This is a genomic window from Vibrio sp. WZ-1 (genome assembly GCF_052037695.1).
GTDB lineage: Bacteria > Pseudomonadota > Gammaproteobacteria > Enterobacterales > Vibrionaceae > Vibrio.
The window spans coordinates 1-6590 of sequence record NZ_JBQEQR010000063.1 but is presented as its reverse complement, the minus strand read 5'-3'; the positions used below and the strand labels follow the sequence as shown (position 1 = coordinate 6590).

Below are 6590 nucleotides of genomic sequence, written 5' to 3'. Positions count from 1 at the left end.
TTTCCAGATTAAAGAATTTGCTTGGCGACCATAGCGATTTGGACCCACCTGACTTCCATTCCGAACTCAGAAGTGAAACGAATTAGCGCCGATGGTAGTGTGGGGCTTCCCCATGTGAGAGTAGGACATCGCCAGGCTTTAAATTTGAAAAAGCCCACTCGAAAGAGTGGGCTTTTTTGCATTTAGAGCAAAGTAAACGTAAACAATAATACCAACCTTAAAAATTAACTGATCAAGTTAATCCAATCTCTTGTGCACATTTTCATCACCCTGCTTGTGCTTTCCAAGAAACGATTCCATGCTCTAAACCCCTTTTCTACAGTGTCGTTGTAGTCCGTAAAACTTTGGTTCGCAAGATTGTGTTGGCGCAACTAACTCCATACTTGTTCAATGAGGTTCAGCTCAGGTGAATAGGGAGGAAGCTTAATGATACTTAAATTATCAAAAGGCTCAGCAATGTCATCAGTGTGCCATCCTGCACCATCCATGATCACAACAGCATGTCGAGTTGCTTCCGTCACCTCTGGTATTCGGGAGGGAGCTCAATTTTTGCCCAAGGAATGACCATCGCCTCTCCAATCCATACGGTTGGGCAGACAGTACAAAATAGATAGGTCTACTCAAATTGCAGTTGCTTCACTGCTTTCGACCTTTTTCCGCGTGCGCCTCAGAGGCAACTGGTTGTATTTTGCTGACCAAATCTAGCTTCGTCTTGAACTTGTTGGGATTGCAGAGGGTGTTTAGAGCGTGATGTTATCCAAGAAAAGCCCATCTGATTGAGTAAGTCATTGATAGAGTTGCGGGGGATGAGGATAGAATAAAAAAAAGCCCAACTCGCGTTGGGCTTAAGATTTTATAGGATACGTTTTAGTACGCCATCTGCTTTTATACGGGTGATTTTACGAACAAGTTTCTGCACTGCTTCAGGATAGTCTTCAACTTTTTCAAGTTGCTTATAAGTACAAATCAACTGGGTGTGCTCTAATATTTTTGCCACTTCGTTCTCGAACTTTTCTGTCATCTTCGCAAAATTATCTTGAACTAGAAGACCGTTCTCTAAATCCAAAGACCAGGCTCTAGGGTTTAGGTTGTTGCCTGTTAGTAACATGTAGCGCTTATCAACCCAAATGCCTTTTAAGTGGAAGCTATTGTTATCGTGCTTCCATAGATGGATTGAGAGTTTTCGGGCGGCAATACTAGCTTCGTGAGACTTTGCAAAGCGACGTAGATTGAGCTCATATAGGTATGGCAGGCCGCCAATTGTTTTAAACTCTTCTTCTGGTGAAATGTAGAAGTCATTTGCGGTTTTATCGCCAACGACAATGGTCACTTTCACTCCGCGTTTTAATGCACGTTTTACTTCTCTGTTTAGAGCTTTAGGGAAATTGAAGTATGGAGTACAGATGAAGATTTCATTTTGAGCGGCTGCTAATAGCTGCACAATTCTTTGGTTTAAGCCATTGCGACGTTTTCCTAAACCGACGAGAGGGGTCACTTTCACTTCTTCTTCTGAAGCCGATTCACTTTGAAAACTATAATCAGCTCTTGATAAAGATGAGCGCAGCTGGCGAATGGCTGCTTTGATGTCCTTAGTCTCTGGCTTATCTCGATCTGCTAAATCATTTACAGCGGGATGAGCAATCATCTCACTCTGCACAAAATTAACCATACTATCTGCAAGTGATTTATGCTGAATAACATGATATCGATCGAAACGGTATCGGCCATTATATTGTAGGTATACGTTATTTAGGCTCGCTCCACTATAGATGACGGTATCATCAATAATAAAACCTTTAAGGTGAAGAACACCAAACACTTCTCGCCCTCGGACAGGAATTCCATAAACAGGAATCGCGTGCTGGTATTTCTTTGCATAAGCCTTATAAAGAGCAGAATTGCCTTCAGAGCTTTCTGCACCAATTAAGCCGCGTTGTGCACGGTGCCAGTCTACACAGATGTTAATGTCGAGTCCTGGGTTGCGCTGCTTGGCTTCATAAAGAGCAGTCAGAATTTCTCTCCCTGCTTCATCATCTTCCAGATACAAAGCAACTAGGTAGATTCGTGATGTTGCTTTGCTAATTGCTTCAAGAAGACGTGTTCTAAAAGTTTCTGCAGCATGCAGAACTTCGAAGTCTTCTGGCTTTACCGCAAGACTTGGCAACTGCTCGAATGGATTCCTACTAACAATCATATCGGTGTGTGTACCTTAATTTAGTGCAATATTGCGAACCTGATATTTTACCAAAGATATGAATTATCTGGCTACAAAACCCCGCTCTTTAGTACGTCAGAATTGCTGAATTGCATTGGAATGAGATCTTTACCACTGTCAACATAGCGTAGATAAGCCATTTTTAGTGAGTTTGGTAGTGCAGAGCTATCAATGGTAGCAAATCCATGTCGAGCGTAATAATTCTCTAAATGCCTAAAAGCGAAGCAGTAGTCATCACTAGTGAAAACTGTGTTTTTGCAATAAGAAAGCAGTGCATCTCCTACGCCACTCCCACGAAACTCTGGAATCACTAACATTCCCGTGAGTAGTCGTGACTTTTCTACGGTTTTCATTCTCAGGAGAGCAATAATGCCGTTTTCCACACTGGCGGTAATGATCAGCTCATCTCGTTTGGCCTTGCCTGCAGGGTAATGCGTTTTGTACAACCTCTTGATGAGAGGAAGTTTGATGGGATTTAACACTTCTATGATTAATGAGTCTGGTATTGTCACTGCGGCTAAAAGATAACTAAGGTAGAATGCTTACAGTTTAAGAGAATCTCATCAGGCGTTGCAAATCCACTATGGAAATTAAGAAACACGCGAGCCTTAAGGCTTTCCACACATTTGGTATAGAACAAACCTGCGCGTATTTAGCGGTCGCTGAATCTGTCGACGACGTAATTCAGTTATTCCAAGATAAAGCTTACCAAGACTTACCAAAGCTGTTTTTGGGTAAAGGCAGTAATATGCTGTTCACTCAACCTTATGAAGGTATGGTTATCATCAACCGCTTAATGGGCAAAACCATTACCGAAGAAGATGAGCATTATTTACTGCATATCGCAGGTGGTGAGGATTGGCCGGATCTGGTTAAGTGGTGTGTAGAGCAAGGTATGGGGGGAGTTGAGAACCTAGCTCTTATTCCTGGCTGCGCTGGCTCAGCACCTATCCAGAATATTGGGGCGTATGGTCTAGAGCTACAGGATGTCTGCGAATATGTTGATATCCTAGATCTCGACAGTTTTGAGATTAAGCGTATGACTGCCGAAGAGTGTCAGTTTGGTTATCGTGATTCTATTTTTAAACATGAGCTGTATGAGAAGTGTTTTATCACTGCGGTTGGCCTTAAGCTACCGAAGCAATGGAAGGCGATCAATCAATATGGCCCTTTGCAGAGTATTCCTGAAGAAGAGTTGAGTCCGCTTTCTATCTTTGAACGTGTCTGTCAGGTACGTATGGAAAAGCTACCTGATCCAGCCAAAGTCGGCAATGCGGGCAGTTTCTTCAAAAATCCAGTGATCAGCCAAGATCATTATGATCTCCTTATTCAGCAGCACAGCAATATGGTGGCTTACCCAGCAAAAGGTGGAATGAAAGTGGCAGCAGGTTGGCTGATAGATCAGTGTGGCCTAAAAGGAACTTCAGTTAATGGTGCTCAAGTGAATCCCTTGCAAGCCCTTGTTCTGACTAATGTTGATAGCTGCACAGCTGATGATGTAGTCGCTTTGGCCTCTTTAGTTAAAAAGACGGTCTGGGACAAATATCAGATAGAACTAGAGCATGAAGTCCGTTTTATGGATCGAACAGGGGAAACTAATCTCGCTGATATAGAGGCTGCGCAATGAGAAAGGAGCACTCTGCGAAGCTGCATATTCTCAAGGCATTAAGTGATGGTGACTTTCATTCTGGTGAAGCGCTCGGTCAGGAGCTAGGCATTTCTCGTGCGGCTATCGCCAAGCATATCAAAGGCCTAAATGAATGGGGGGTTGATATTTATCGCATTCAAGGCAGAGGCTATCAACTCGCACATCCTTTGCAGCTATTAGATAAAGATACACTACAAGCGAGCCTTGGTAGTCAAATCGAGCTGATTCCTGTTATTGATTCAACCAACCAGTATTTGCTTGAAAGAGTTAGTGAGTCGGAAAAAGGGCAAGTGTGTCTTGCTGAATATCAGGTTAAAGGAAGAGGCAGACGTGGACGTCAATGGGTTTCTCCTTTTGGGACTAACCTTTACTTGTCCATGTACTGGAGGTTGGATGCCGGTATGGCTGCTGCGATGGGCTTAAGTTTGGTCGTTGGCATTGCCGCTGTGGAAGCGATTGAAAGCATGGGTATTCAAGGTGTGAAGCTAAAGTGGCCGAACGATATCTATTACCAAGATAAAAAGTTAGCTGGTATTTTGGTAGAAATGTCTGGTCAAGCCGGTGGTGCTGCACATTTAGTTATTGGTATGGGACTGAATATCGGTATGCCGGATTTGCAACCAGACATCGACCAGCCCTGGACAACACTGAATCAAGTCAGTGACGGTATTGCTATTGACCGAACTCAGCTTGCGATCAACTTAATAGAGCATTGGAAGACCACGTTAGAAGAATACGAAATGACTGGGCTGGCTGGATTTGTGGAGCGGTGGAATCGTTTAGATAACTTCATTGGCCGTCCCGTGAAGCTGCTAATGGGGCCAAGAGAGATACATGGTGTTGTAAAGGGCATCGATCAGCAGGGTGGGGTCATATTAGAAACTGAGAATGGTTTGGAGACCTACATTGGTGGTGAGATCTCCCTAAGGAAAAGAGATTAGCGCTAGTAGATAGGCGCTACTTTCTCAAAGATACCTTATCAACCAAGTGGTTTGGACCTTTATGCAGAATTAAATGAGCTCTTTCACGGGTTGGAAGGATGTTATGTTGCAAGTTGAGTCCATTAATACTGTGCCAAATGTCCTTTGCTTTGTTCTTCGCTTGGTCTTCTGTGAGCTGAGTGTAATGACTGAAGTAAGAGCCTGGCTTGGTAAAAGCGCTTCCCCGAAACTTCAAGAATCGTTCGATATACCATTGTTCGATGGTTTCTGTCTCTGCATCAACATAGATTGAAAAGTCTAAGAAATCAGAAACAAACACGCGATGTGGATCATGCGGGTAATCCATCCCACTTTGTAAGACGTTTAATCCCTCAATGATCAGTACATCTGGACGATCGACTTGTTTCCGTTCATCAGTAATGTCATAGGTGATGTGTGAATAGACCGGTACTTCGAGATTCGGTTGACCTGCTTTGACATCAGAAACGAACTCCACCAAGCGTTTAATATCGTAAGACTCTGGAAAGCCTTTACGGTGCATAATGCCTTTTTCTTCCAATACTTTCTTTGGGTACAAGAAACCATCGGTCGTCACAAGCGCAACCTTTGGGTGGTTATCCCAGCGAGAAAGCAGAGCTCTGAGAAGTCGAGCAGTAGTGCTTTTTCCTACCGCGACACTGCCCGCAATACCAATGACAAATGGCGGAGCATGCTCTTCGGTATTGAGGAACTGTTGTAGTACAGTATTGCGACTTTGGCGGGCTTGAACATATAAGTTCAATAGGCGAGATAAAGGAAGGTAGATCTCTACCGCTTCCTCCATAGTGAGGTTTTCATTAATGCCTTGAAGCGCTGCTAGATCGTCAGCAGAGAGAGTCATCGGAACAGAATTACGTAATTCTGACCACTCTGCACGATCGAATGACAAAAATGGACTCATGGATCTCTTTTATCCTTGGTTTCATTGAGTGCAAGAACATACAACAAGCACTGGGTAAAGCAAACGACAAAGCTCGAAAGTTTGCTTTAAAAAAGCGAGGTTTGTACGATTTTGCAGCAAACAAATCTAAAAAGTAGAAAATTACGTTTTTTTTTAAAATAGCTATTGCAACCTAGAAAATCATTCAATAGAATGCGCACCACTTATGCCGACTTAGCTCAGTAGGTAGAGCAACTGACTTGTAATCAGTAGGTCACCAGTTCGATTCCGGTAGTCGGCACCATTCTTTCCTTTAGTAGTCAGAATGGCTTAAAAATTTGGAGGGGTTCCCGAGTGGCCAAAGGGAGCAGACTGTAAATCTGCCGGCACTGCCTTCGATGGTTCGAATCCGTCCCCCTCCACCATATTCTTTAGGAAATAGCTCTCAGAGTTACGTGTTGCGGGCATCGTATAATGGCTATTACCTCAGCCTTCCAAGCTGATGATGCGGGTTCGATTCCCGCTGCCCGCTCCACTCTAATTTGAGTGCTGATATAGCTCAGGTGGTAGAGCGCATCCTTGGTAAGGATGAGGTCGGCAGTTCGAGTCTGCCTATCAGCACCAGCTCTCAAAGTTATTTCCTTTTGATATAAGATTTACCAATAATCTTTTTTGGTTGCGTGGTCAATTTGGGCCACCTAAATCCGTACCTAGAGGGACTACTCATGTCTAAAGAAAAATTTGAACGTGTAAAACCGCACGTAAACGTTGGTACTATCGGCCACGTTGACCACGGTAAAACAACTCTAACTGCAGCTATCTGTACAACACTTGCTAAAGTATACGGCGGTGCTGCTCGTGACTTCG

General features: G+C 43.6%; 7 protein-coding genes, 4 tRNA genes and 1 rRNA gene. 8 read left to right on the top strand and 4 right to left on the bottom strand.

The genetic code is table 11. The annotated features are described in order from the left end of the window. Positions 1-20 precede the first annotated feature (20 nt). Positions 21-137: ribosomal RNA gene (gene rrf / locus ACTS60_RS07360) — 5S ribosomal RNA — on the top strand. 234 nt (positions 138-371) lie between these two features. Here rrf and ACTS60_RS07355 read toward each other — a convergent pair. From ACTS60_RS07355 to ACTS60_RS07345, 3 genes are all read right to left on the bottom strand, one after another. Further along, the gene (locus ACTS60_RS07355) at positions 372-521 is read right to left on the bottom strand and encodes a transposase (protein ID WP_440887711.1); all 150 of its coding nucleotides are present in this window, start codon (positions 519-521) and stop codon (positions 372-374) included. A 332-nt stretch (positions 522-853) separates the two neighbouring features. After that, the gene (gene pssA, locus ACTS60_RS07350; RefSeq protein WP_440887710.1) at positions 854-2194 is read right to left on the bottom strand and encodes a CDP-diacylglycerol--serine O-phosphatidyltransferase; all 1341 of its coding nucleotides are present in this window, start codon (positions 2192-2194) and stop codon (positions 854-856) included. Positions 2195-2265: 71 nt separating this feature from the next. Next, on the bottom strand, positions 2266-2697 hold the full coding sequence (locus ACTS60_RS07345) for a GNAT family N-acetyltransferase (protein ID WP_440887709.1): 432 nt from the start codon (positions 2695-2697) through the stop codon (positions 2266-2268). Between the two features lie 101 nt (positions 2698-2798). On the opposite strand from ACTS60_RS07345, the gene murB reads away from it, so the two are divergent. Continuing rightward, a complete protein-coding gene (gene murB / locus ACTS60_RS07340; RefSeq protein ID WP_440887708.1) occupies positions 2799-3842 on the top strand; it encodes a UDP-N-acetylmuramate dehydrogenase in 1044 nt (347 codons plus the stop codon). Beyond that, positions 3839-4804: a bifunctional biotin--[acetyl-CoA-carboxylase] ligase/biotin operon repressor BirA gene (birA, locus tag ACTS60_RS07335; RefSeq protein WP_440887707.1), complete on the top strand. Its 966-nt coding sequence runs from the start codon at positions 3839-3841 to the stop codon at positions 4802-4804. Before murB ends, birA begins: the two co-directional genes overlap by 4 nt. 16 nt (positions 4805-4820) lie before the next feature. Here birA and coaA read toward each other — a convergent pair whose 3' ends face one another. Next, positions 4821-5744: a type I pantothenate kinase gene (gene coaA, locus ACTS60_RS07330; RefSeq protein ID WP_440887706.1), complete on the bottom strand. Its 924-nt coding sequence runs from the start codon at positions 5742-5744 to the stop codon at positions 4821-4823. Positions 5745-5951: 207 nt separating this feature from the next. On the opposite strand from coaA, the gene ACTS60_RS07325 reads away from it, so the two are divergent. The 5 genes from ACTS60_RS07325 to ACTS60_RS07305 form a co-directional block, all read left to right on the top strand. Then, positions 5952-6027 (top strand) — tRNA-Thr (locus ACTS60_RS07325). A gap of 36 nt (positions 6028-6063) precedes the next feature. Then, positions 6064-6148, top strand: a tRNA-Tyr gene (locus tag ACTS60_RS07320). A gap of 35 nt (positions 6149-6183) precedes the next feature. Then, positions 6184-6258 (top strand) — tRNA-Gly (locus ACTS60_RS07315). Between the two features lie 13 nt (positions 6259-6271). Further along, positions 6272-6347: transfer RNA gene (locus tag ACTS60_RS07310), tRNA-Thr, on the top strand. Between the two features lie 101 nt (positions 6348-6448). Beyond that, positions 6449-6590, top strand: a 142-nt coding sequence (locus ACTS60_RS07305) for a GTP-binding protein (RefSeq protein WP_244662404.1), incomplete at its 3' end; no start/stop codon positions are given.

Bases quoted from the DNA above. Each gene is read 5' to 3' on its own strand.
- coaA (WP_440887706.1), bottom strand. From the start codon at position 5,744: ATGAGTCCATTTTTGTCATTCGATCGTGCAGAGTGGTCAGAATTACGT.
- birA (WP_440887707.1), top strand. From the start codon at position 3,839: ATGAGAAAGGAGCACTCTGCGAAGCTGCATATTCTCAAGGCATTAAGT.
- murB (WP_440887708.1), top strand. From the start codon at position 2,799: ATGGAAATTAAGAAACACGCGAGCCTTAAGGCTTTCCACACATTTGGT.
- pssA (WP_440887710.1), bottom strand. From the start codon at position 2,194: ATGATTGTTAGTAGGAATCCATTCGAGCAGTTGCCAAGTCTTGCGGTA.